The 23,044-nt window shown below is 52.8% G+C and carries 19 protein-coding genes and 2 pseudogenes; 4 read left to right on the top strand and 17 right to left on the bottom strand.

From position 1 onward, the window contains the following. Positions 1-5 precede the first annotated feature (5 nt). The 4 genes from ACTHYN_RS03750 to ACTHYN_RS03765 are packed head-to-tail and all read right to left on the bottom strand — an operon-like array spanning position 6 to position 5,328. Positions 6-953 carry a YbgA family protein gene (locus ACTHYN_RS03750; RefSeq protein WP_441811166.1) on the bottom strand — a complete coding sequence of 316 codons (948 nt, stop codon included), beginning with the start codon at positions 951-953 and terminating at the stop codon, positions 6-8. Beyond that, positions 950-3,211: a glycosyltransferase gene (locus ACTHYN_RS03755; RefSeq protein ID WP_441811167.1), complete on the bottom strand. Its 2,262-nt coding sequence runs from the start codon at positions 3,209-3,211 to the stop codon at positions 950-952. Before ACTHYN_RS03755 ends, ACTHYN_RS03750 begins: the two co-directional genes overlap by 4 nt. Further along, positions 3,208-4,266, bottom strand: coding sequence for a lysylphosphatidylglycerol synthase transmembrane domain-containing protein (locus ACTHYN_RS03760; RefSeq protein WP_441811168.1), 1,059 nt, complete (start codon positions 4,264-4,266; stop codon positions 3,208-3,210). The genes ACTHYN_RS03755 and ACTHYN_RS03760 overlap by 4 nt, the downstream gene beginning before the upstream one ends. Positions 4,267-4,305: 39 nt before the next feature. Continuing rightward, entirely contained in the window at positions 4,306-5,328 is a 1,023-nt protein-coding gene (locus ACTHYN_RS03765; RefSeq protein ID WP_441811169.1) for a DUF6160 family protein, read from the bottom strand. Positions 5,329-5,606: 278 nt separating this feature from the next. On the opposite strand from ACTHYN_RS03765, the gene gloA reads away from it, so the two are divergent. Beyond that, complete coding sequence (gloA, locus tag ACTHYN_RS03770) at positions 5,607-6,155, top strand: lactoylglutathione lyase (protein WP_441811170.1); 549 nt, start codon at positions 5,607-5,609, stop codon at positions 6,153-6,155. Here the strand turns inward: gloA and ACTHYN_RS03775 are convergent. The 7 genes and pseudogenes from ACTHYN_RS03775 to ACTHYN_RS03805 form a co-directional block, all read right to left on the bottom strand. Then, positions 6,152-7,111, bottom strand: a complete 960-nt coding sequence (locus ACTHYN_RS03775) for a DMT family transporter (protein WP_441811171.1) — start codon at positions 7,109-7,111, stop codon at positions 6,152-6,154. The two genes, gloA and ACTHYN_RS03775, sit on opposite strands and share 4 nt — an antisense overlap. A 41-nt stretch (positions 7,112-7,152) precedes the next feature. After that, a pseudogene (locus tag ACTHYN_RS03780) lies at positions 7,153-7,230 on the bottom strand (lactate utilization protein); the annotation flags it as partial. A gap of 97 nt (positions 7,231-7,327) precedes the next feature. Beyond that, positions 7,328-7,597: a ComEA family DNA-binding protein gene (locus ACTHYN_RS03785; RefSeq protein WP_441811172.1), complete on the bottom strand. Its 270-nt coding sequence runs from the start codon at positions 7,595-7,597 to the stop codon at positions 7,328-7,330. Between the two features lie 373 nt (positions 7,598-7,970). Beyond that, positions 7,971-8,114, bottom strand: coding sequence for a DUF3096 domain-containing protein (locus ACTHYN_RS03790; protein WP_441811173.1), 144 nt, complete (start codon positions 8,112-8,114; stop codon positions 7,971-7,973). Positions 8,115-8,268: 154 nt separating this feature from the next. Continuing rightward, positions 8,269-9,471 carry a c-type cytochrome gene (locus ACTHYN_RS03795; protein ID WP_441811174.1) on the bottom strand — a complete coding sequence of 401 codons (1,203 nt, stop codon included), beginning with the start codon at positions 9,469-9,471 and terminating at the stop codon, positions 8,269-8,271. Positions 9,472-9,474: 3 nt separating this feature from the next. After that, positions 9,475-11,344, bottom strand: a pseudogene (locus tag ACTHYN_RS03800) (NAD(P)-binding protein). Between the two features lie 139 nt (positions 11,345-11,483). Beyond that, positions 11,484-12,329, bottom strand: a complete 846-nt coding sequence (locus ACTHYN_RS03805) for a DUF72 domain-containing protein (RefSeq protein ID WP_441811175.1) — start codon at positions 12,327-12,329, stop codon at positions 11,484-11,486. Positions 12,330-12,456: 127 nt separating this feature from the next. Between ACTHYN_RS03805 and ACTHYN_RS03810 the strand changes: the two genes are divergently transcribed. Beyond that, entirely contained in the window at positions 12,457-13,146 is a 690-nt protein-coding gene (locus ACTHYN_RS03810) for an MgtC/SapB family protein (RefSeq protein ID WP_441811176.1), read from the top strand. A 3-nt stretch (positions 13,147-13,149) separates the two neighbouring features. Here ACTHYN_RS03810 and ACTHYN_RS03815 read toward each other — a convergent pair whose 3' ends face one another. Beyond that, complete coding sequence (locus ACTHYN_RS03815; protein ID WP_441811177.1) at positions 13,150-14,277, bottom strand: hypothetical protein; 1,128 nt, start codon at positions 14,275-14,277, stop codon at positions 13,150-13,152. A gap of 225 nt (positions 14,278-14,502) precedes the next feature. On the opposite strand from ACTHYN_RS03815, the gene ACTHYN_RS03820 reads away from it, so the two are divergent. Beyond that, positions 14,503-15,384: a formylglycine-generating enzyme family protein gene (locus ACTHYN_RS03820; RefSeq protein ID WP_441811178.1), complete on the top strand. Its 882-nt coding sequence runs from the start codon at positions 14,503-14,505 to the stop codon at positions 15,382-15,384. 266 nt (positions 15,385-15,650) lie between these two features. Here the strand turns inward: ACTHYN_RS03820 and ACTHYN_RS03825 are convergent, their stop codons facing one another. Then, positions 15,651-15,905 (bottom strand): hypothetical protein, encoded by a 255-nt coding sequence (locus tag ACTHYN_RS03825; RefSeq protein ID WP_441811179.1) that lies wholly within the window; start codon positions 15,903-15,905, stop codon positions 15,651-15,653. After that, a complete protein-coding gene (locus ACTHYN_RS03830; protein WP_441811180.1) occupies positions 15,902-16,255 on the bottom strand; it encodes a transposase in 354 nt (117 codons plus the stop codon). The genes ACTHYN_RS03825 and ACTHYN_RS03830 overlap by 4 nt, the downstream gene beginning before the upstream one ends. A 164-nt stretch (positions 16,256-16,419) precedes the next feature. Here ACTHYN_RS03830 and ACTHYN_RS03835 point away from each other — a divergent pair, with 164 nt between their 5' ends. Continuing rightward, complete coding sequence (locus ACTHYN_RS03835) at positions 16,420-17,292, top strand: formylglycine-generating enzyme family protein (RefSeq protein ID WP_441811181.1); 873 nt, start codon at positions 16,420-16,422, stop codon at positions 17,290-17,292. Here the strand turns inward: ACTHYN_RS03835 and ACTHYN_RS03840 are convergent. From ACTHYN_RS03840 to ACTHYN_RS03850, 3 genes are read right to left on the bottom strand one after another with little or no spacing between them, the layout of a single operon-like run. Further along, positions 17,289-20,012 (bottom strand): LysM peptidoglycan-binding domain-containing protein, encoded by a 2,724-nt coding sequence (locus ACTHYN_RS03840; protein WP_441811182.1) that lies wholly within the window; start codon positions 20,010-20,012, stop codon positions 17,289-17,291. The genes ACTHYN_RS03835 and ACTHYN_RS03840 overlap by 4 nt on opposite strands. Further along, positions 19,999-20,865 carry a DUF4123 domain-containing protein gene (locus ACTHYN_RS03845; protein WP_441811183.1) on the bottom strand — a complete coding sequence of 289 codons (867 nt, stop codon included), beginning with the start codon at positions 20,863-20,865 and terminating at the stop codon, positions 19,999-20,001. Before ACTHYN_RS03845 ends, ACTHYN_RS03840 begins: the two co-directional genes overlap by 14 nt. After that, positions 20,828-22,945 carry a type VI secretion system Vgr family protein gene (locus tag ACTHYN_RS03850; RefSeq protein WP_441811184.1) on the bottom strand — a complete coding sequence of 706 codons (2,118 nt, stop codon included), beginning with the start codon at positions 22,943-22,945 and terminating at the stop codon, positions 20,828-20,830. Before ACTHYN_RS03850 ends, ACTHYN_RS03845 begins: the two co-directional genes overlap by 38 nt. Positions 22,946-23,044 lie beyond the last annotated feature (99 nt).

Here is a 23,044-nt window from a genome sequence, read left to right on the forward strand (position 1 = left end):
AAGCTTTATACTTTGCTCCTGAGCCCCAGTTCGTCCGGATAGGGGGTCAGGTACTGTTGCAGGCGCAGGTAGTCAGCAGGTTCTCTGCGCTGCGCCATTCTCAGGAGCGTCATGGGTACGATCAACGGCACTTCGCCCCGGCCATAGGCTTCAATTTGTTCGACCAGGACCTTGCGGTCCTCGCCTCCCATCGCATCCCGCAGATACCCCATCAGATGCTGCATTACGTTTATATGCGAGCCACGACTTACTTTTCGTGCCATGGCCTCCATGAACCCCTGGATATAGCGATTCGCGATGTTTTCCAATCTGTCTGATTTCAGGTCGGCCAGCAAAGGCCCGAGTTGCCGGTAGATTTTTTCGGAGTGCGCCAGCAGCTGGAATTTGTGTCGTGTATGGAACTCGATAAGTGCTTTGGCGCAGAGGTTCCCGCCAGCAACATTCTGCATCCAGTCGTCATAAGCAAACACGCGTTCGATAAAGTTTTCCCGCAGGGTGTCATCGTTCAGTCGTCCCTCTTCCTCCACGGGCATTAGCGGGTAGGCGCACATCAGTGCTTCGGCAAACATTCCTTGCCCATCACGCCGAACCACCTGGCCTTCGGGGTTATGAACCTTAATGCGCTCCATGCCGCAACTGGGAGATTTAGCCATAAGAATGTAGCCGCGCAGGCCATTCAAGTGCGGCATAATACGGGTAACAAAGGCCTGCATGGCCTCTGTGTGATCCGCAGAGCCCTTTGTCTCTATCAGGCGCATACCATCCGGGTGTTCCCGTAGGTGGATGGCGGGTCGGGGAACGCCCAGGCCTGCTTCCAGTTCCGGGCAAAGGGCTTGGAAATCAAAATGCTGTGACAATACCTGGGTACAGTATCGGGAATGCTTGTGGCCGCCGTCGTGACGAACCTCTTTGCCTAACAGGCAGGTGCTTATTCCTACAGGAATGCCGCTCATATTACTCTCCGCTTTTTTCGCTTTTCATCACGGGGTTTGTAACGGTTCTTGTAGCAGTGTGCCAGAGTGGTGGCGTAAATCTCGCGAATATCCATGGCAAACTGCTCAACAGAAAAGTCCTTGGCAAATGCCAGGGCCTGTCTGGAGAGCGTGTGTCGTAATTCGTCATTTTCCAACAGATGTTTCACCTGGGCGCACCACTGATCCTGTCGCTCTGGTGTTTTGTAGCCGTTAAAGCCGTGGCGTACAACGTCGTCGATACCGCTGGAGCGTACCGCAACCACGGGCAGGCCCGCTGCCATGGCCTCCAGAATAACCATGCCCTGGGTTTCAGACTTGGAGGCGAACAGAAAGGCGTCGCCCAAGCGGTACCACATTGCCATATCCTCAGGCGGCACGGCGCCCACAAGCGTGATATGGGTCTCCAGGCCAAGGGCCTCAATCTTGTTCTGAAGTCGTTCTTTCTGGTGGCCTTCACCGATCATCAGGAAGTGAAAAGGCTTGCTTGTTGCCTGTTGCAGTTCACTGATCGCTTCGATCATAAAATCGATGTTTTTTTCGTTCGATAACCGCGACACACTGATAAAAATCTTCTCATCCCCCAGTTTCAGCGTTTTGCGAAGCTTGGAGATTTCGTTATCTGTCACAGCCTGGAAACGAGCGTATTCAATCCCTGTTGGCTGCACAAATGCGGGCGTTTTTACGCCGATCATTCGCAGATATTCCTCGGTTGAGTAAGTCGGCACGATAACGCCATCGCACTTGTTAGCAAAGCGTTTAATCAGTGCGTGGGAAATGAGATTGCGAAAAATCAGCCCGGGCAGCGGCACGAAGTGGGCGTAGTGCTCCAGCCTGGTATGGTAAGTATATATGGCTGGCACCTTGAGCCGACGCGCCATGAATAGACCGAGAGAACCCAGCCAGAACGGATGATGAAGGTGAATGATATCCGGATAAAAAGCGCGCACCCGTTTACGAATACGACCAAGGAAAATATTGGCCAGCCGAAACTCTCGCTTCTCACCCATGGTGAGTAGGGAGGGTACTCGAAGCACATGTTCTTCGACTTCCGGCTGGTCCTTGTAGCGTGGCGCCACTACCAGCAGCTTATCGCCCAGTTGTTCCAGACCGCGCCTCAGTCTGGCGATGGAAATGGGCACCCCGCCTATAAATGGCAAATAGTTGTTGGTGAACATGGCCACTCTCAGTGGCCTCTCCAGCCATGGTGTCGGGTCCAGGTTGTAATCCGGGTAGTAATCCTTGCCAATAAAGATGATGGCGTAGAGCCTGATGGCGATGGCTGCAAACACCGCGACGATCAGGAGGAAATTGAGGTAACCCGTATAGAAAAGTGAATAAACGAAGAACCAAAGGCTTTCGAGGCGTTTGAGAATGGGATGCTGGCCGACTTCGAGTTGCTGGAGACTGTGAGTGATCTCTCCCTTTGAGCTGACATTTACCTGCACGTAGTGGTAGAAGCTGGTGTCGTCGTTAAGGATTAGCCCACCTGCGCCACCGGTCGTGATGAACTGAGTGTTGTTCTGCTGCATCTCGGAATATAACGAAAGATTGGCAGAGAAGATCATATCAATATCGTGTTTTTGCGCTGCCTCCAGCAAAGCGTTTCGAAATTCTGGTGGAGCCAGGTAGTCTTCAGGCTGTTCGAATAGGGCGTCCTCTTTGGGTTTAAGCGGCGGATGCCCAATAAATAAAATTCTGGCTTTCGAGGTGTCTTGACTGAGAAGATCGTCGAGCCAGCGCATTTGCCACTGCCAGGGTGTTTTTCCTGTGCTGTCCAGAAAAATCAGTCGGCTGTTGCCCACCTGGATGCTGTAGAAGTGTGGCCCGAAATGATCGTAAAAACGGAAGCTGCCAAAATCCTCGTATTCGTGGGAGCCGAAGGTAAGCAGATATGGAATATTTAGATGATCGAGCAACCCGTACAAGGCCCGGTATTTGTCTTCGCCACCGCCGCTGACCGCATTGCCCGCAGAAACCATAAAGTCCATTTCTGAAGCGTTCAGCTCTGGAATAATACGTTCCTCAAAAATGCCGACCGAGTTATTGATGTTGCCAACCACAGCAAAACTGAAGGGTTTAGTCGCAGATATACCGCGATGAATCTGCACTGCCTGTTTGGTATGAACGCCCGCAAAGTCTTCCATGAAGAAGTTCAGGTAGGCTTTATAACCGACCAGAAGTATTACGATCAGCAGGCAGAGGTAGAACAGCAGTTTTAGCGGATTTCGGAAGATCATCTGGATGCCTTGCGATGGGTAATCAGCTCTTTTTGCAATACGATCAAGCCTATGATCATACCCAGATAAATGGTGATCAGGCGCCAGCTTACAATAACCAGGATCAGGTGATTGCCCGAAAGCAGGTCGCTGAAGAAGCTGCCAAACACACCTTCGGAAATGCCCGATGCGCCAGGTGTAGGTGAGAAGTACATAATAAATGTCGTCACAACGAGCAACCCCAGTGACACCAGGTAGTCTATATCGTAACCCAGGTTATATATCAGCAAGGCGGGAAAGCTGAACAGGCTAAGCAGGAATATAGCGGTAAAAAGTACAGACAGCGCTACGAAAAGCGGCCTGCCGCGCAGATAATCACTGAAACTGTGGGAAAATCGTAGCATCTCTCGCCGTGCTTTGAACTGCCAGCGTTGGTGGCGGGTCTCGTTGATTATATGCCAACGGTTTAAGGTTTTAAGCAGGTAGCTGAGTGGTCCAATAAGCCAGCGTGTGCGAAACAGCAGGACAATAAAAAAGCCGAGATACAGCAGAATGAAGATAGCTAGCGCAAAGCCAATGTCGCCGGTGATGGTGTGTTCGTCAAACGCATCCAGTGTCAGCAAAAAAACCGGTGTGAGGGAGAAGATAAATAGCACTGCCAGCACCGTTCGAATGGTTGTCGCAGCCGTGGCTCTGCCTACTGGTACCCCGTGGCGATGCAGGTACCAGATTTGTGCAAACCCGCCGCCAGTGGCCATGGGTGTAACGTTAGAGAAAAACAGGTTGATAAAAACCAGTCGAAAGATAACTGGCAAGGACAACTTGTGCCCCAATGCCCGCAGCGTAAAGTGCAAACGTAAGCCGTCGGAGCAAAAATACACCAGCAGTAGGGCCGCCACTGCCAGAAGGGTTTTGGGTGCAATCAGCTGCTCGTCAAAACTGATGCTGCGCCCTGCAAACTGATCGTATACGGCGTACAGCCCTGCTGCTGTGAGGGCAATGAAAAGTAGGCTGAACAGTATAAGCCGGTGCGCAGAGGTGTTTTTTTGGTAGCTGCTTTCAGTATTGTCAGTCATGTGCTGCCCGTCAGTAAGAGACGGGCAGTTTACAGGAGACTAGTGGCCATAAACCAACATGTTGGTGTCTGTGATGGCAAAGTCTGTGAATTGAACGCGGCCAATGCTGGTCTGGCCAATTTTGAACACCGGCATATCAATATCGGCCCGGAACTCTACATCATGAATCGAGAGGCCTTCTTTGCCAGACACAGAGCCCGTGCCCTTCGAGAGTTTGGCAGTGGCGCTTGCCATACCAAAGTGGCCAAGGGTGTCGTCGCCGCGCCGGTTATGAATTTGCAGACCCTCAATACCTACGGCTGCGAAATTGAACAGCAGTATGACATCTGCAGCATCCCAGTTCAGGTTGCCGTTGGTAATCTCGAAGTGAGTGTCGAGCTGCAATTCGGCGCCAGACACTACATTACCATTGCCGAGTGTTTTACTTGATCCGCCCTGGTTGCGAATAACCAGGTCGGTTGGCCCTACATAGCCCTGCAACAGTACGTCTGAAAACAATGTGGCCGTGCCCTCGGATCCGCTTGAGGTGATGCTCTCAACCTCCAACTCAAAATCCACTGCCTGCAAATAGTCGGTCAGACTGGTTGGGTCGCCATAATCGGTTGCACCCAAGTGGATCACCAGGTCGCCGCTATTGAACTGCTTGCCAAACTCCCCTGCCATGGAATAGGTTGCAAGGGCATCGGTAACGTCGGCATTGCTGGTGCTAAGAAGCCCTGCATCCGCCCGGCGGGCAATGTCTGAAAAGCCGTGCTCGAGTACTTCACCTGTGCCGGCAATATCGACGGTTAACTTCAAGTTATCCAGCGCTGTATTGTTATGCCCGGAAAGCCGCATGTTGTTCACATTCAGCGAGCCTTCATCTGTCCACGTCAGGCGATCGATATTGAGCTTGGTCGCCAGCTCAATGGTTACGCCGGCCTGGCCTGTTACCCCTGCGAGAGTGCCGTCATCCAGTGGCTGAAATTCCGCCATGGCAGGGGTAGGCAAAGATAGTGCAAGTATCCAGAGTGAAAGTGCTTTGGGTCTTGCCGGGCGGCGACAGGTATGCGGCTGGATCATGGTGGCCCCGTAATCATGGTTTGTTTTGTTGGTAGGGAGCTTTTACCAGGCTCCCCAGCCGCAGGGGACAGCATAACCAATGCAGCGGGAGTAAAAACGTTACATGTTGTTACGGTAGGCGGGAAGTGTTGATATGTCTGTGAGTTCAATCACAGTTAGAGGTAGAGGACAAAGCGTGTGGAAGGCGTGTGAAAAACTGACTTGTTTGGCCCTTGAAATTGTGCACACACGCACACAAATACGATACCGAACTTTCAAAAGCAAAAAAGGGAAACTCCATGCCCAAGCATTTCGAGCAAGCCCCTGGCCTGCATGAAGCACCGGTTCCAGAAACAGAAGGTTATGTGTTTAACCAGGCCATGCTGCGCATTAAAGACCCTGAGCGCTCCATGGATTTCTACACACGGGTGATGGGAATGCGGTTAGTGCGCAAGCTGGACTTCCCGGAAATGAAGTTTACGCTGTACTTTCTTGGCTACCTTGATGAACGGCAAGCGGGCCTTGTGCCGGCGGATGATGCTCACCGGACAACGTTTACGTTCGGGCGCGAAGCCATGCTGGAACTGACCCATAACTGGGGCACCGAAAACGACAAGGATTTTGCTTATCACAACGGCAACGACGAGCCCCAGGGGTTCGGTCATATCGGCATTGCCGTGCCCGAGGTTTACGCAGCGTGTGAGCGCTTTGAGAGCTTAGGCGTTGAGTTCGCCAAGAAGCCAGACGACGGCAAGATGAAAGGCCTGGCTTTTATCAGGGATCCTGATGGTTACTGGATAGAGATCCTGCAGCCGAATATGCTGGAAAAGCAGCGTAAGAAAAACTAATCATGCTGATGATGCCGGGTTGCCCTTCGGGGCGTACCCGGTTGCCCACCGTAACGAGAGGCCACTATTACCGCTATGGTTAGTATCAGTGCGCCGGCAATACCAATTGGCCCCAGTATCTCCCCCAGAAATACCCAGGCGAGTAACGCGACAAAAAGCGGTTCCAGCGTAATGATAATGCTGGAGAGCGTCGCTGGCGTGGTTTGCATGCCTGTGAAGAAGCACAGGTAGCCAATGCATGTGGGGACTATGCCGATGAATGAGATCATCAGCCAGTGTCGTAACTCAAGCTCTCCAATCCCTTCAAAACCACCGGTGAGTAGCACGAACGGTAGCAAAACAAGTGCCGCGGTAAAAAAGCAGATGAAAGCGGTGGTGAAAACGGGCGTGCCAGTGGAGCTGTAACGACTGGTCATTGTGAAGGCGGTGTATACCAGAGCAGCCAGAAGCGCCATGAGTATACCGGCAATGCGAAGGGTGCCGCTGGTATCTATGTCGCTGAGAACCAGCATAGCGGTGCCGATGACAGCGGTAATTAACGCCATAACAGTGAGCAGGCTTGGCTTTTCTCCCAATAATGGAGCGGAAAGTAGTGCCACCAACACCGGGGGCAGACACAGCGCAATCAGGGTGGCGATGCCCGCGCCGGTCATATCCACAGCCGTTAAATAGCTGCCCTGGTAAATAGCCTGGAAAAGCCCGAGTGCTGCAACAGGTGCGAGGGCTTTTAAATTTAGTTGCCGCACAGAACCGGTCGGCGTTTTTGAGACCGCGTTGGTTCTTTGTCGCTGTTCCCTGTGCATTAGCAGCCAGAAAAACGGCATGGCAACGAGCAGCCTCAGCAAAGCCAGCGTGGCGGCCTGCAAGTTGGTTTCTGCAAACAACAGTTTTGCAATTATCCCGGTGGTACCCCAGAGAAGGGCTGCCAGGGCGATTAGCAGGGCGCCTCGAATCATTCTATAACCAATATGATCAGTTCTTTGGGACCGTGAACACCTTAAGCCAGGGCCTGTTCAACGTCGGCGGTTTTGGATGGCCCGGAGGTTAGCAAAGCATTAGTAGGCATGCCAGACGACTTTTGTGGTGCAGGGGATAGGTTGTTGATGAAAATCCGCAAGAACGGCAGCGAAAGCTGCCGTTCTGCCAAATGTTTGGGAATCAGGCTTCGCTACTTACTTTACCGTTAATCGCTCGCTGTTTTTTTCAATGGTGCGGGCACCAATCCCTTTCACCTTTGAAAGATCTTGAGCGTTTTCAAAAGGACCGTTTGCTTCGCGATAGGCAATGATGTCTTCAGCCTTGCTGGCGCCAATACCGTCCAGACCCGCTAAGGTGATCGCGTCTGCGTTGTTGATATTAACGGTTGGCTCTTCTGCGTAGGCAAGGCCGGTTACCAGGCTGAACAATAGAACAAGTGTAGCGAACAAAGGTGTGTGCTTCATGTAGGTGACTCCTGAGGCTGACGTGTGTCGTTATGGTTATGAGTCAGAGCACAAGGCAGTAGGAGCAGGTTTTGGCAGGCTGAGACGAAGCAACAGCTAACGAAGTTAAGGCGTTTTTGAGAAGCAGTGCACGGGCAGGGGACACATTCCATGTGATCCCCGATTCCGTGGCTGACCCCCGCCTGATCCTTCAGGCTTGCAGCTCATCCTGAGCGTTTCATCCTTGATGCCGGCATCCTTGCTGGCTTGTCATCCCTGACGCTTCGTATTATAGAGCGGATGAAAGTGTGGCATATCGGAAATCGGCTCGATGGCGCGTGAGATATATCCTACACTTTGTGTAGGCTCGTGCCTTATAACTAAATGCAAACTCTTAGAGCGTATGCCCTAACAGCCCAAGCACACCCAGTGTGATCAGGTAACCTGCTACGATGTAATTGAGAAGACGGGGGAATACCAGAATGCCTATACCGGCGCCCAGACTAATCAATGGGGCGAGTTCGAGGTGAAGAGTCATAGCTTTCCTTTCAGGTGATTATTTTTTGAAAAATTTAAAAAACTGCCGGGTGCGACCAATGCGGCGCAAAATGCCACGACCTGAAGCATCGTAGCAACGAGTTGTCAAAAAATCGCGTAAGAAAAGAGCGACATGTTTGCCGCTCCCTTCGGTTCTAGCGGTGTTTCTTTACCTCCGTAGCTGAAATGGGCTCGGCATCATTGCCCCAGCGGCTGCGCATAAAGGTCAGCAAACTTGCGATCTGCTCATCGTTTAGCCGCCAGTCGTATCCGGGCATCAGACGCTGAGTATGGCCTGGGCCGCTGAGCGGGCTTTTCAGTCCTTCCAGAACAACCCGGATCACTGAGCCAGGATCCTTTGCGTTTACCGTCGCATTGTTCGCAAGTGTCGGTGTTACGCCAGGATAACCTGAACCGCTATCGTCGTGGCAGGTAGAGCAATACTCATGATAGAGCTCACCACCGTTCAGCGTGGGTTCGTTAACATTGGTCGCAACGCTGTCCTTCGCAGGCGACAGCGTTTTCAGGTAGGTACCGATTGCCAGTAAATCTTCGTCGCTGAGGTGCTGGGTACTATGATTGATGACCTCGCTCATTGAGCCCGACACGCTGACCTGTCCGCCCATGCCTGTTCTGAGCAGGGTTGCTATATCAGTGGCAGAAAGTGCACCTATGCCGGACTGGGGATCGCCATGAAGGTTGGTAGCCCACCACCCGTCCAGTTCCGCACCCGTCAGGAAGTCCTCGTCTTTTTCACTCAGACCCTTTTCCTGGAAGGCCATGCCCCGGGGGGTATGGCACGAACCGCAGTGTCCGGGACCTTGAACCAGGTAAGCGCCGCGATTCCACTGGTTAGTTTGCGTTGTATCGGCTGTGTAAACGCCTTCCTCCAGATACATGCCGCTCCAGATGTGAAGGGGCCAGCGCATGCTCAATGGCCAGGGGATATCAGACTCCTGGTTTTCCTGTCGCACTGGCTCAACAGCCTTCATGAAGTAGGCGTACAGCGCCGCAACATCCTCGTCTGTCATCTTCGTGTAGCTGGTGAACGGCATTGCGGGATAGAGTGGGCCACTGGGCGACTCGCCTTGGCGCAGTGCAGCACTGAATTGCTTCAGACTGTAGTTGCCTATGCCTGTTTCAGGGTCGGGTGTTATGTTTGTGGTGTATATATCGCCCACTGGAGTAGGCATGGCTAAACCACCGGCAAAGGGTTTGCCACCGGGTGCGGTATGGCAGGCCACACAGTCGCTGGCCCTGGCCATGTATTCGCCCTGCTGGATCAACTCATTGTCTGCGGCAAGTACCGGTGTGGTGAACAGGCAGGCTGCGATCACGAAAGCGCTTGTTTTGATCATGGCTTAACCCTCCTGGCCGGTCAGTTCATTTACCGCACGCCAGGCCTCGTCTATGGCTGCATGCATATACGGGCTCCAGCCAGCGTCTGAGTTTGCAATGGCAATCTGCCCATGCCTTTTGCGTGCAAGATTGATGGTGCGTTCGGCCGACTCTGTCGTGTCGAACAGGCTGGTTTCCTCGTAGCTGTAGCCGTGTGACCAGCGGTTGATGGTAACCGCGTCAACAAGCGATTCAAGTTCAGTATCTGAAATACCGAGGATGGCGCTTAGCTGAGAGAATATTTCGTGTTCCATGTCAGCGAAAGAACGGCCTAATAGTTCTGCTCGGCCCATGCGCATCTGTTGGCGCACGTCCAGCCCTGTATTGGCGGCGGTCGGTACCTGCACCATGTGCACAACGATCGGATCTTCGGGGCCGGAGGCGTGCGTGTAGTCGCCCATATTTACTGGGTAGTCCAGTTTTACAAGGCTGTATGGAGCCGTTGGCGAATACAACGAGTGTACGCCCAGCTTCTTGAATACATGCCAGTTTTTCAGGACAACTTTAGCGTACACAAGGGGGGCTTTTACGTTGCGATGCAGCGCTTCTTTCTGCATGGCAGGCAGCGACGGCACCATCGATGGGATCATCATGTTGTAGCAGGCAAGAATGCATTTACGCCCCTGAACCCGGTGCAACACGCCATCGGTCAGGTAGCCTACATCAACCGGGCCGCCCGGGTTGTCTACTCTCACGACGGTGCTGTTCAGGCGAAGCCGGACATTGTTTGAATCCACATCAAGCTTGCTGTAATCGAATTTGGCCAGCACGACGTCTTCCATTGTGTTGCCGGGCGCTACGCCTGGTATCAGGTCTCTCACCAGCAGGCGGGCGACCGAGGCATTGCCATCGGGAAAATGATAGATATAGGGGTCGTTCAGCTCCGCCTGAACTGCTTCGCTGGCCTCTGGTAGCCCCATTGCGCTTAAACCGGGGTAGCCAACTTCGTAGGCATCTATCGCGGCGATTGCGTCAACACCGTAGCCGTAAAATTCGTTGCTGGTAGAACGGAAATACAACAACGCTGTTTCACTGAGCTCCGCTATCTCGCTAAGAAAAGTCTTGTAGCTGATTGTGCTCAGGTATTCGACTTTTTCATCAACCGACATGTTTGGCAGATAGTCCGGGGGAGCTGTGTGGAGCGTCAGCAGTGCCTGAATATCCTTTTCGGGTAGCGGGAAGTCGCGAATATACGCTTCCAGAGAGCGTGAGTTCAGAAGATCCGGGCGTAGGTCGTCGGCCACGCCCATTTCCGGACTGCCTCCCACGACTTTATTGACGCCAAAGTGGTTTTTATCAAAAAAGACGCCACGGCTCATGCCTTGCTCATAGTAGTAATCGCGGTCGAAATACTGTTTGAACCGGGATATTTCCACGCCCAATGCTTCAAGCAGTTGATTTACTTGGTCGCTGAACAGGGAATCCGGAGACTGAAACGATTCACTGCCTCCATAGCTCAGCACAGTGCTGCCGTTCACGTTGAATTCGTTGCGTTTTGCATGCCCGCCAAAATCATCATGGTTATCGAGAATCAGGATTTTTGCGTCGGGGTTGCGCTGACGGTAGAGCCAAGCTGCAGCGAGCCCGCTGATGCCGGCGCCCACGACGACCAGGTCATAGGCCTCCTTAACATTCAACCCACCCAGTGCAAATCTATGGCCTTCCCGAGCCAGCTTGTGGGCAGCTTCGAACGAGCCAGGGTGATTGCCTCTCATGCCAGTGCGTAATGGCGGGTATTGATTCCGGGTTTGCTCGAAGCATGCTCAGCGGGGTCAGTCCAGCGGCGATTGTCAACGCTACACCATTTAGAAAATCCCGGCGGGAAATGGCCATTAAATATCTCCAGTAAAAAGCGAGGGCCCAAGGTATTATGCTTGTCGCTTGTTCAATTTCTTTAAAGGTTAATAGCTTCCTTACGTTTTGTCACAGAGTTTTGGGAAGAGAAAGTAGCTAACGGATCTGCGTTGGCTTTTTAGAACAGCCCCATCTGGGGCTGTTGTTCCCTGAAGCTCAGGGCTTCAATTCCCGTCAGTCGATGGCTCAATAATTCAGTCCAGAGTTCAGTCAGCGACAGGGCATCGCCAATATCCGGCATGTGCAGAAAAAAATAGGGTTGTATCCCCTGTTCAATCCAGGAGCCGATCCGCTCAACCCAGGGCGCCAGATAGCGGCGGTTAGTTTCTAGCTCCGGATGACCGATGTATCGGATAACCGGCGCGACACCACTTGAAAGTATATGCACAGGCACACGGGGTTTTTTACGCTGGGCTTCAAGGGTTATGTCATTATCAGGGGTTGCTGCAAACAGAGCGCGGCTATCCAGGCATACGCGTGCGATATGTCGCTCACGGAGGCCACGGTTCAGGATTTTTTCGGCTTCACCTTTGCTGAAGAAAGCCTTGTTACGAACTTCGACTGTGCATTTCAGGGGCGCGGGCAAGGCGTCTACAAAACGCCACAGGTTATTCAGGTGTTCAGGCCCGAATGCGGCGGGAAGCTGCAGCAGAAAGGGTCCGAGTACGTCCGTCAGTGGCGCAATAATGTCAAGAAAATCTCGCATACCTGCGTCTACTCCCGACAACAACCGGTCGTGAGTGATGGTGCGGGGGAACTTGAGTAGAAATCGAAAGTCGCCTGGCACCTGCAAGCGCCACTGAAGGCATTGTTCGTGGCTTGGTGTGGCGTAAAAAGTGGTGTTTCCTTCGACACAATTAAACACTTTGCTATAGCGCTCCAGGGGAGCTTTACCCGATGGCAATACGTTATTCCAAGCGGGGTGTTGCCATTGCGGGCAGCCAAAAAAGTAGGGGTGTGCCATGGGCTAGCGCTTCGTTCCGGTTCAAATGCTTTTATTCGCGGACGCTTGATTGTCGCCTTGATCGCAGATCGTGCATTATACCTGAGTGTAACCATTCCGTATCTGGCGTGATTTTGGGGGAATATTGATGGAACCTTTTCTTGATGTGGTTGCCCGTGATGGAGCCTTTGTGTTGCGCCTTTTGATAGCAATGCTCCTTGGTGGTTTGGTGGGCATGGAGCGCCAGTCACGAGGCCGCGAGGCGGGCTTACGAACCAATATCCTGGTTTGCCTCGGCTCAGCTGCCGTGATTGTAGCCTTTCAGAAGCTCTCTTCTGAATTAGGTGTGGATGCAGATTCTGTTATCCGGATGGATCCGGCTCGCGCGGCTGCAGGCGTGATTACGGGAATTGGCTTTCTTGGCGCCGGCACGATTGTAAAAAGCCACGATTTTGTGCGTGGGTTAACGACAGCAGCCTCCATCTGGGCTGTTGCAGCCATCGGGGTAACCGTTGGGCTAGGGGAATACCTGATTGCGAGCGTGGTTACTCTTCTGGTGCTCGTTGCGTTGTATGTTCTGCACCGGCTGCCCTTTAGAGGCGACCGTTATGCGTCGCTTGAGCTGAAATGGACAGGCGATTTTAATCTGCTTGCGGATGTGATCGCCCAACTGGAAGAGCAGGGCGCGAAGATCAAAAACCGGAGTGTGATTCGTCAGCCAAAAACTGAAAACTGCGAAGCGACACTGGTTTTGCGGCTGGGTAAAAATGAAAGCGATATGGAAATATTCGGGCGCCTGCAGGCAGATGTTCGGTTTGACGAGGTGGGGTGGAATTGATTTTCATAACCGCCAGTATTGAGGGCCGCGCCGGTAGCGGCCGCTCAGAACTGCGAGCAGATGACTGGCGCCCCGCAATAGCCCCACCAGCAACGGTGCCAGCAGCCATAACAGCCAGCTACCGAGATAAAGCGCAGGAACAAGCAGCAGCAACCAGCCTACAAACTGCACGACAACGACTGGGTAGCCAAGTACATCTGCAATACCTGCAAACAGATCGTTAATAATGCTGGGGTGGGCGATAACCAAGTAGCTGGCGCCAACCATAAGGGGCCACTTGGCGTAACGGGCGCTGCGCAAAACCATTTTCCCACTGCGTGAAACCCGCGCGGCCAGAGCGGCGGAGCGAGTGCCCCGGCTTGCGCCCTTGGTGGCGACAGCCGCAGTGCGCCCAACGCGGAGCACTTTCGCTGCACTGGCAAAAATCAGCACGTCCACCGACGCCCAGCCAACGTCGCCTGCGGTAATCTCACTCCCGGAACGGTAGTTGCGCTCCAGATCACGAATGCCGCTGGCAAAAAACTGATTCACGCCTTCCAGCACCCGTTCTGTGCCAATCCATTGAGTAGCGCCCTGGCTGTCAACAACAAACTGTCCCAGAAAGTCGTGACCTTCGCTTTGAATGAAGTTGACGGCGTACCAGCCTCGCTCTTCCGGTGACAGTTTTTTGCCGTCGCTTGAGGGCTGGTTGTCAGGTTTCGAGCTCTCCGGCTCGCCGGTAAAGAACCGTTTGGCCGCCTGATATTGTCGGGACGCCTTGCTCATCCATTCAATCGTGCTGATGGGCTGGCTCACGAAATGCTGGATAGGCGGCAGGATGCCCTCACCATACTGCCTAAGGATGTTTTGAAACTCCGGTTCTGCAGCGTAAAGCGGGAACACATTTCGGGCCATATCCGGATAACGTATGAACGCAGCCTGCGCCTTCAGAAGCAGAAGAGGGTCATCGGACATATCCAGCAGTATCGCCTGAATTTCAACAGGCTCCTGTTCGATGCCGGGAAAATCACCGAGCACATCTTGAGCATGAATATTGATTAGCTTTTGCTCAATAGGAACCGGCTTGGCTATGGCGCTAAAAAAAGCCGCCATCAGCAAGGCCAGGCCACAAATCAGGATTAGCTTTTTCAAACAGTCACCACTGTATCGCGGTTATTCATAACGACCAGTCTAGCGCGAACTGGGTGAATTGGTGATGGTTTGCGGGTATAATTTTGCGCTTGGTTTAGCTGTTTCAGGGTAGCGGGGCACCGTAGCTTGTTATAAGAGAGTGAGGTTTTCTTGATGGAGCCACCTGGAGCATTCCGGTAGAATCCATTCCCATTACTTGTATAAGTCGGAAAGGATACCGCACCCATGAATACGCAAAGAAATCTCACCCGTTTTCTTCCCTGCTTGTTAATCACCGCCATTGGAATGTCTGGTTGCAGCTCTTATTACGAATCACAAGCCGAGGATATGATAGAGCGCCAGATGGGTGCCATGGTGTTTGTGGAGGGTGGCGCGTTCATGATGGGGAATCCTGGGGGATGGAGTGTCCGAAGTGACACGGTACCGGCTCACCGTGTCGTTCTGGATGATTTCTATATCCAGAAGTATGAGGTGACTCAGGGGGACTTTGAGTTATTTATGAAGGTGACGGGGTATGAGCCTTCCGATGATCGCTACGACAACAAAAGAGATGAATGGCCCGACCGTTTTGATGATGAATTGCCAGCCGTTGCATCTTGGGTAGATGCGAATGCGTTCTGTCAATGGCAGGGGGAAAGAGTCGATAGGAAGGTACGACTCCCCACAGAGGCAGAGTGGGAATTTGCTGCACGAGCCCGGGGGGAAATGCTTCGCTATGCAACCGAGAGCGGTGAAGCAATTGAAGGTGTCACCATGGCCGCTGAAGTCAAAAATAGCAGGTACGACACACCACCCTATGAAGTTGCGATGGCCACCCCGCCAGGCACATTTCCGCCAAACCCGCTGGGCTTATATGATATGTCGGGAAACGTCGGGGAGTGGGTTAGCGACAACTTTTCAAAGAATTACTATGAGCAGTCACCAATCGATAATCCTCAAGGCCCCACAGAAGGCCAAAGAGATATGTTTGAAAAACTACCCTATCGGGTTCTCCGAGGCGGTGATTATAAAGAATTCCTCGGAAATACAACGGTTACCCGCCGCAAAGGATCTCAGACGCTCGCATCTGAAACCCGCGGGTTCAGGTGCGCTGGAAACCCGGAATAAAAGTGTTTGCGCATGACCTAGTTGAGCATAGCTGACAACCATTGCTCAGCTTTTTGAGACTGAGAAGAATGCAGTAACTGGCGAACAACCAATTTCCTATAATTGGTTTTGAAATCGTGGAATCCACCTTTCTTCCCCGCATTTCCGATAAGTTTCAGGATCTCAATCAATTCCCGATGCTTAGTTACCGTCTCTAGAATTCGCATACTCGCTTGGTCAGCTTTTGTGGTGGACCTGTTTGGGTATGTGTTCCGGATTAAAACGAATCAGTTCACCGGTTCGGGGCTGTTGATGACGCAGCGGAAGCCATTGCCCGAGCTTTCTATATGCGCACCTGCTCTGGTAAATACGGTTCCGCCTCCGCCCATGTGATCTCCACGGCCAGCCCAGTCTCTAACGGTTTTTTGGGGTTTGTCTGGATTTATCGGCTTTGCCGGGCTACTGGGGTTGTTGCCAGGCGCGTGCTCGTAGAAGTCTTCTTGAAACCAGTTTTGCGTCCATTCCGCTACATTGCCGGTCATGTCATAGGGCCCCGAGGGATTGGGGGGATTACAGCACCTATGCAGGCTGTTTTCCACGCTTCAATCTGCTCGGGATACAATCCGTGCTTGCGGCAGTATTCGCTGAGTTCCGCCACGGTCATCGGGGCGGTCTCAAGAACAATGCGGAAATTTTCTTCGCTACTCCACTTGTCAGGAATGGCTGAATTCGATGGCAAAACGGCACCTCGTTTTCTGGCGGCTGTTCGCCAATTGTACAGAGTTGCGGTACTGATGCCTTCCTGACTGGATAGCTCTGCTACGGTCAGGCTTTGAGGTGGCGCCATCTTTTGAAGAATGGCTTCCTTACGTTCCGGTGAGTAATGGGGCATGGTTGTCCTCTGAAATAATCAGGCGACAACTACGCCGACACATAGGGGTAACGGGGCACCGTAGCTTGTTATAAGAGAGTGAGGTTTTCTTGATGGAGCCACCTGGAGCATTCCGGTAGAATCCATTCCCATTACTTGTATAAGTCGGAAAGGATACCGCACCCATGAATACGCAAAGAAATCTCACCCGTTTTCTTCCCTGCTTGTTAATCACCGCCATTGGAATGTCTGGTTGCAACTCTTACTACGAATCACAAGCCGAGGATATGATAGAGCGCCAGATGGATGCCATGGTGTTTGTGAAGGGGGGCGAGTTCATGATGGGGAATCCTGGGGGGTGGAGTGTCCGAAGTGACACGATACCGGTTCACCGTGTGGTTCTGGATGATTTCTATATCCAGAAGTATGAGGTGACTCAGGGGGATTTTGAGTTGTTTATGGAAGTGACGGGGTATGAGCCTTCCAGCCGATTTTATGGTAAATGGAGGGATGAAAACCCCAAGCGTTACCACTCCGATTTGCCAGCGGTTGCATCGTGGAGGGATGCGGTCACTTACTGCAACTGGCTGGGCGAAAAGGCTAACGAGCCAACCCAGTTGCCAACCGAAGCTCAATGGGAATATGCCGCCCGTGCGCGAGGAAAAGCGCTGCGTTATGCAACGAAGGACGGTGAGGCTATCGAAAATGAAACCATGGCGCCTAGGCGCGTTCGTGCTCGTTTCGACGAATCGCCTGTTGGCAGCCTAGTGCCCCACCCGCCAGGCAAATTCCCACCGAATCCAATTGGGCTCTATGACATGTCAGGGAATGCTGCTGAATGGGTTCAGGACTACTATCAAAAAGACTATTACGAATATTCTCAAGCCCACAACCCCCTTGGCCCCAAAACCCCCGATGCTTCAAGTCCGCCTGGTAACCCTTATCGAGTGTTGCGGGGCGGAAATTTTAAAGACTTTGTCGGAAATACAACGGTGACCAGAAGAAAGGAAATTCAAAATGGAGCCGGCGAAACCACCGGGTTTCGTTGTGGCTATTAAGTTGGTAGCTCGTTGCTGCCTGCCTGCCTGCTAACTACACTTCGTAACCAGACCTCAGTTTTTGTAGCTTGCGAGGACTGCATTAATCGACGAAAAATTACGTGATAATAGTTTCGCATCAGAGTTCCGACCCGACCTTTGCGGTCTTTCATTCCCATCCGCTTAAGCACCTCTACTAGTTCACGATGACTCTTGATCGTTTGGAGAATTTTGATACTGGCCGCCGCAGAAAGCTCTCTGTACGGGTCTCCGAATCCAATGAGGGGACCGCTATCTTCAGATAATATACTTAGTAAGTCCGCTTTCGTTTTCGGGGTTAAGAATTCCAGATCCTGTTTCTCCAGCACTTGAGTGGCGGTATCGCGAACCCTTGTTTCAGCGGTAGTAATGGAGGCCCAAGTTTCCGACAAGCTCAATAAGCTCTTGCTGACGACATCAACGAACGCTTCGTCACTGATCGCAAACACACGCACTAGATACGATAGATGTTCAAACGCAGCGCTATCAATCCAATCCAGAAACCTGAAATCACTCTGCTCCAGCGACCAACGAACAAACTTAACCAACTCCCAAATCTGCGTTCCGTTAAGTTCCGCCGCGACACCACCGCCACCGCCTGGCCCGAGCACCAAATGGCCTTTCATATAGGCTACAAGTTTGCTTTCCTGGAGACCTATCCGGAAATCGAATCCGATACCAATGCCGGCAGAAACAGCTAGCTCACCTTTAACTTCCAACAAAGACCGATATTCGGAGTTAGCGTCACGTTGCTTGTCGCTAACAGAGCCAGGTCTGGGTTTGCTCGGCTGGGATTCAGTGACTTTCTGATAAGCTCCCTTCCACTTAACCCCAAATGTTGCCTCATTACTCAGGCTGGCACCCGCAAAGGCTTCTCCATTGGTTTCACCGGAAATCCCCACGTTCCCCGGCGCACTGGATATCTTCGCATTGGCTGCAAGGGATGCACAGGCTCCGGCAAACCCCCGGATTCGGTACTCGGCATCTGCTCGGAAATAACCGCAGTGAAGCTCTTTCTGATTACCTTCATGGCTCTCGTATTTTAGAATTAATTCCGATCCTAACTCATTCGGAATCTGAGCCTTCAGAACGGCCTCGCCCTGCATGAGGCTGTATACACCTTCCAGTTTTCCGCCGATGTAGGCTTTATTTTTTTCCGGGTCGTAGGCAGCGGCCAGGCCGCACTGGGCAGCAAATCGGAACATCTGGGCCTCGGCACTGGCGGAAAAGCGACCATCCTCGGTGGATACTTCCTTTTTAAGAAGCTCCACTTCAAGTCGGTTGAAGAAATTGTCGTCCTTGCTTTTCCATTCACCCATTTTGAGCGACAGGGTCTTGCTGGTCTTCAGTGCCTCTTTGGCACCGCCCCAGGCGCGTTTAAATTCGCCCGCGCTCATGGCTGCCCGGACATCAGATGTTTTCAGGGACTTCCAGTTCTTGCGTAGCTGATCCACTACTTCTCGACGCATGTAGCGGTAACCGCCGGTACCAGTGTGTTTCACTTCCACCAGGGGGTGCCGTCTCATCGACGCCACCTGGGGCCTCGCGATATGTTCTACCGGGGTGCTATTGCTTACCAGTTCTCTCAGTTTTTTCTCTATATCGGCCATTAGTGACCGACGTTCTTCCTGGCGTTTGCGGTGCGCTTGAACCGTATCATCGGCAATTACGGTAGCCAGCCAGACGGCAGAGCTGACCTTGGCAGAATACTCAATGACATAGTCCATATATGGGAGTAGGTCAGCGTCCAATTCCCGGAACCGTTTAGTCTTTGAAGCCAGGCTTTCGATATCCGTTTCGGAGATGTAGTTTGGCCAAAGGGTAGCCTCTTTAAGCTCGTCCGCTTCGTAACGGAGCTGGGCAACTATCGACTTAGACTTTTCGGATTTTTCCGCCACCCGGTATTCAATTTCTGCTTCCAGTGCTGCCCGAAGGAGCTTCAGGCGCTCATTCATGCGGGAGAGATCCTGCTCATAGCCTTTCGTAGCCTTCTGGTGGGCCTCTATTTTGTCGGTGATCCCTGGCAGCGTGGATTCCAGCTCACTGCAATAGAGAGTAAAGAACTGCAGCGATAGTCTGTCTCTGGAATCCTGGAGATTGCGCTCTCGGCCGGGAATAAGAATCTGCTGACGGACATTATGGATTTCGTAGTGGATCCGCTTCTTTCGGCGAATCTGGTGCTCCAAGCGTTTCTGCTCACGCTTCCAGCGGACTTCATAATCCGCCAGCAACTCCCGGGCAGTGGTGCTGTGATCCGGTTTCGGTAGTGCACCCAATGCCTTCAGCTTGTCCCAAGCCTTTGCCCTTGCTTCAGGAATCTTGTCCTCAGCACCTTTCTCTGCCTCAGCCAGTTCCGCGAGGGGCCCATTTAGGGTGCGGGTCTCTTCTTCCAGCTCATTCAGCTGGGTTTCGGTCAGAGCAAATACCTGCTCGCCATCGTCGGTAAGTTGAACAAGGGCTACACATTCCAAGGCGCAGTCGGAGCATTCAGTATCGTCTGATGAATCATCGTTAGCAGAGTGTGCCGGTGGCAGAGGCTTGGTCGGTTCAGCAGCCTTGGGAACCAACAGGCTCCAGCCCGCTTCAATGTGATTCACATCTTTGATAACCGGGTTCTCGGCCTTGATCGCATCCAGTGATACTTTGTAGCGAGTGGCAATGTCTGAAAGGGTTTCGCCAGCTTGAACTTTATGTTGTTGCATGGTCGCACTCCATTAAGCATTCCATTGCTTCAAGACGATCTTCGTCGGTCATATCAGCATTTTCCACCGAGGCTCTGAATGCCGAATCGGACAATAGAGGTGCGTCACTCTGAATGGCCAGCCTCAGCCATCGTTCCTGTTGGGCAGCCTTGAGAAACCCGTGATCATGAGCATGTCGTAGCTGCTCCAGCACCCATAGGCGTTCATCTCCGTCAGAACTGAGATGGTCGCTGTATGTTGAAGCCCAACGACAGGCCCGGTCTGCCATTCGATAATCAGGCAAACTGGCCAAATCTGCTTCGGACAGCTTCCATTCCAAAGCAGGCAAACCCGGCTTTATTTCACTATGATCCTGCCAACTTAACCACTGGCCTGTGTCGTGCCAGAGCAACATCCAATCTGGCGGCAAAAGTCCCTGTGTTCGGGGCCCTAACGCAGCCAAAAGGGCTTTCAGGGAGCGAGGGTCATAGAAACGGAGCAGGCGATCATCAGATTTCGCCAATGCAAATAGGCGACTTCTGCTCCAGGCCAGAGTTTTCTCATAGTCCAGGCTGTTTTTCATCAGTATGCCGATCGCTCCGGCTGTCAGAATGTCCGTAACGATTGCCTGAAAGTCAGCCCGGCCACGCAAATCGACCAAAATGGGGCCAAACTGCCAGCCGCTCTGCCATCGAGTACCTTCAAGAAGGGAAGTCCAACGGATGGGGCCCCGATCCATGGCACTATACAGAGTCTTCAAAAACTCCGGTGTCCCAGCCAGATCAATTAGAGCGAAATCTGGCATTACGGGTACTTCAGGCGTTGTAGGTAATTGGTCAAGCGTGTTGATGCAGAGTGCAGCGTCCATGCTCATCGTACTCGCAGTCAGAAATGATTGAGGCGCCCTTACTGGTGGATTCTTTCAGTAAAGCTGAGTAATCGGTAACAGGCTCCTGTGCGCCCGAAGTCGCATTACTCCGCTGGTCGTTAAGGGCAAGCGTGGCTGAATCCCCACCAACGCGTTCGGCCCCCTCAGAGCTAGGTAACACAGGAACCTTGGCGGCTGTGGAAGCACCACTCCCCGGCCCACCCCCGGAATTCATCCGCACCAACGGCCCGGAAATAGTCACCCCACCGGGATCCACCTTCACAAAGCTTCCCCCGGCCTTCAGTGTCACTTCCGCACCGGCCTCAATCACAATCTTCGTGCCTGCTTTGTGATGAATTTCATTCCCCGCTTCCACAAGCTGCGCCTTGCCGAATTTGCTGTGGTGGCTACCGTTAACTGTGAGGCTGTAGTCGCCGCCGATCTTTTTCCGGTGTTCGCCGTCTACCGTTGAGTGGTCGTTGGCTTTCACCTGGCTGAAGCGGTTGTTTTCAACGGTCAGGTGGCTGTCATTTTTGATGACTTCGGTGCGGCTATTCTCCGTGAGCAGGTCCAGATCCTTCTGTGCATGGATGTAGATTTGCTCTTTGTCTGCTTCGTCCTCAAACCGCAGTTCGTTACTGCCTTCGCCTTTGTGGGTCTGGGTTTTCAGGGTGGTGCGGGTTTTATGCTCCGGCAGCGGGTAGGGCGGTGTGTTGCTGGCGTGGTGTGTTGTGCCTGTGATGATGGGCTGGTCGGGATCACCATCGAGGAAGGAGACGATCACTTCGTGGCCGATTCTTGGTAGGGCCATGAATCCATATTGGCCGCCTGCCCAACCTTGGCTCACGCGCAGCCATGCGCTGCTGTGTTCGTTGTTTTCAGAATAGCGATCCCAGGGAAATCTGACTTTTACCCTGCCATATTCGTCGCAGTGTATTTCTTCGCCTTCGGGGCCGGCCACAATGGCAATTTGGGGCCCGTCCATCAGGGGCTGGTGATCGCACAAAGGCCGCCAGGTTTTTGTGGCCGGAACCGCGCTGAACAGGTTGTGGTAAGTGGTCGGTTCAGAACCGCCTTCTTCTGCCAATGCTTGGGGTTGTTCGCCCACATGGGTAATAGCGGTAAGCAGCCAGTCCTGGTTTAGCTTGGCGCTGTCGTGGTTAGTGAGTTCAACCTTGGCGCCGCAGGTGAAATCCGGGCGATTACTCTCCCCATTGGCCGTGGTCGCGTTGTTTCGGAGGGCGTCCAGTCTGGCTTCGGTAAACGGTTGCCCGCTGGCATCGGCTTTGAATCGGCCCGGGTAGTCGAAGTGTTGATAATCCTGGCGGTGGCTAGCGCCGGCTGCGCTGTGTTCGTGCATCAGCCCGTAGGCTGGGTTCTTGAAGGTGTAGTCTTTGATTGCCACGGAGGCAGCTCGAGCGCGCTCTTCGTAGCGGAAGCGGAACACCGCTGGCTGCTTGGTGCTGCCGCCGGCTTTGCCGTTGTATTCGACGGCTTCTAATCTTGGTGCATCGCCGTGGTGGTCTGCGATAATCAGGCCGGGCTGCTCATCGCCTTCTACATTTCCGTGCTGATAGCGATAGTGCCAGCCTTCCTCTGCAGCTAACCGCTCAATAAACGCCAGGTCGCTTTCCCGGTGTTGTACGCAGTATTCCCGTTCTTGTGGGGTGCGTTTGAGATCAAACACCGAACCTACAATGCCTCTTTCTTCCAGCAGGGTACGCACGATGGTGTCTGTGGTCTGGGTTTGGAATATGCGGCTGTTGTGCATCAATCCTAAGCGCCATAAGGGTGGCTGAATGATCAGCTCGTAGCATGTGCGGCGATGGCCGGTGTCGCCCCGGGCAAATTCGTTCACCACGCCGGTGAAGCGACGAAGGGGCATGCTGTCTTGCCAAACTACCAAGTCCACAGGTTGTTCCAGTACCTCTGAAACCTGAATGGCCGGATCTGTACTGGCCAGTATCAAGCGGCCATGGAAAAGCGCGGAAAGGCTTTCGGTTAATGCAAAACTGACGACAGAAAATACATCTTCGGGAAGCTCACCGACACGCGCAGTGAACTGCAATCCGTTTGCCTGGGGCATATCTTCAATCCTTGAAGGTATGTGATTCTGGTGATAAAGCGAAATGGTAGGTTACCGCCGCTGGCGTGGAAAATCCAGTCGTTCGGTTGATTACCCCAT

The organism is Marinobacter sp. (assembly GCF_052091845.1).
Classification (GTDB): domain Bacteria; phylum Pseudomonadota; class Gammaproteobacteria; order Pseudomonadales; family Oleiphilaceae; genus Marinobacter.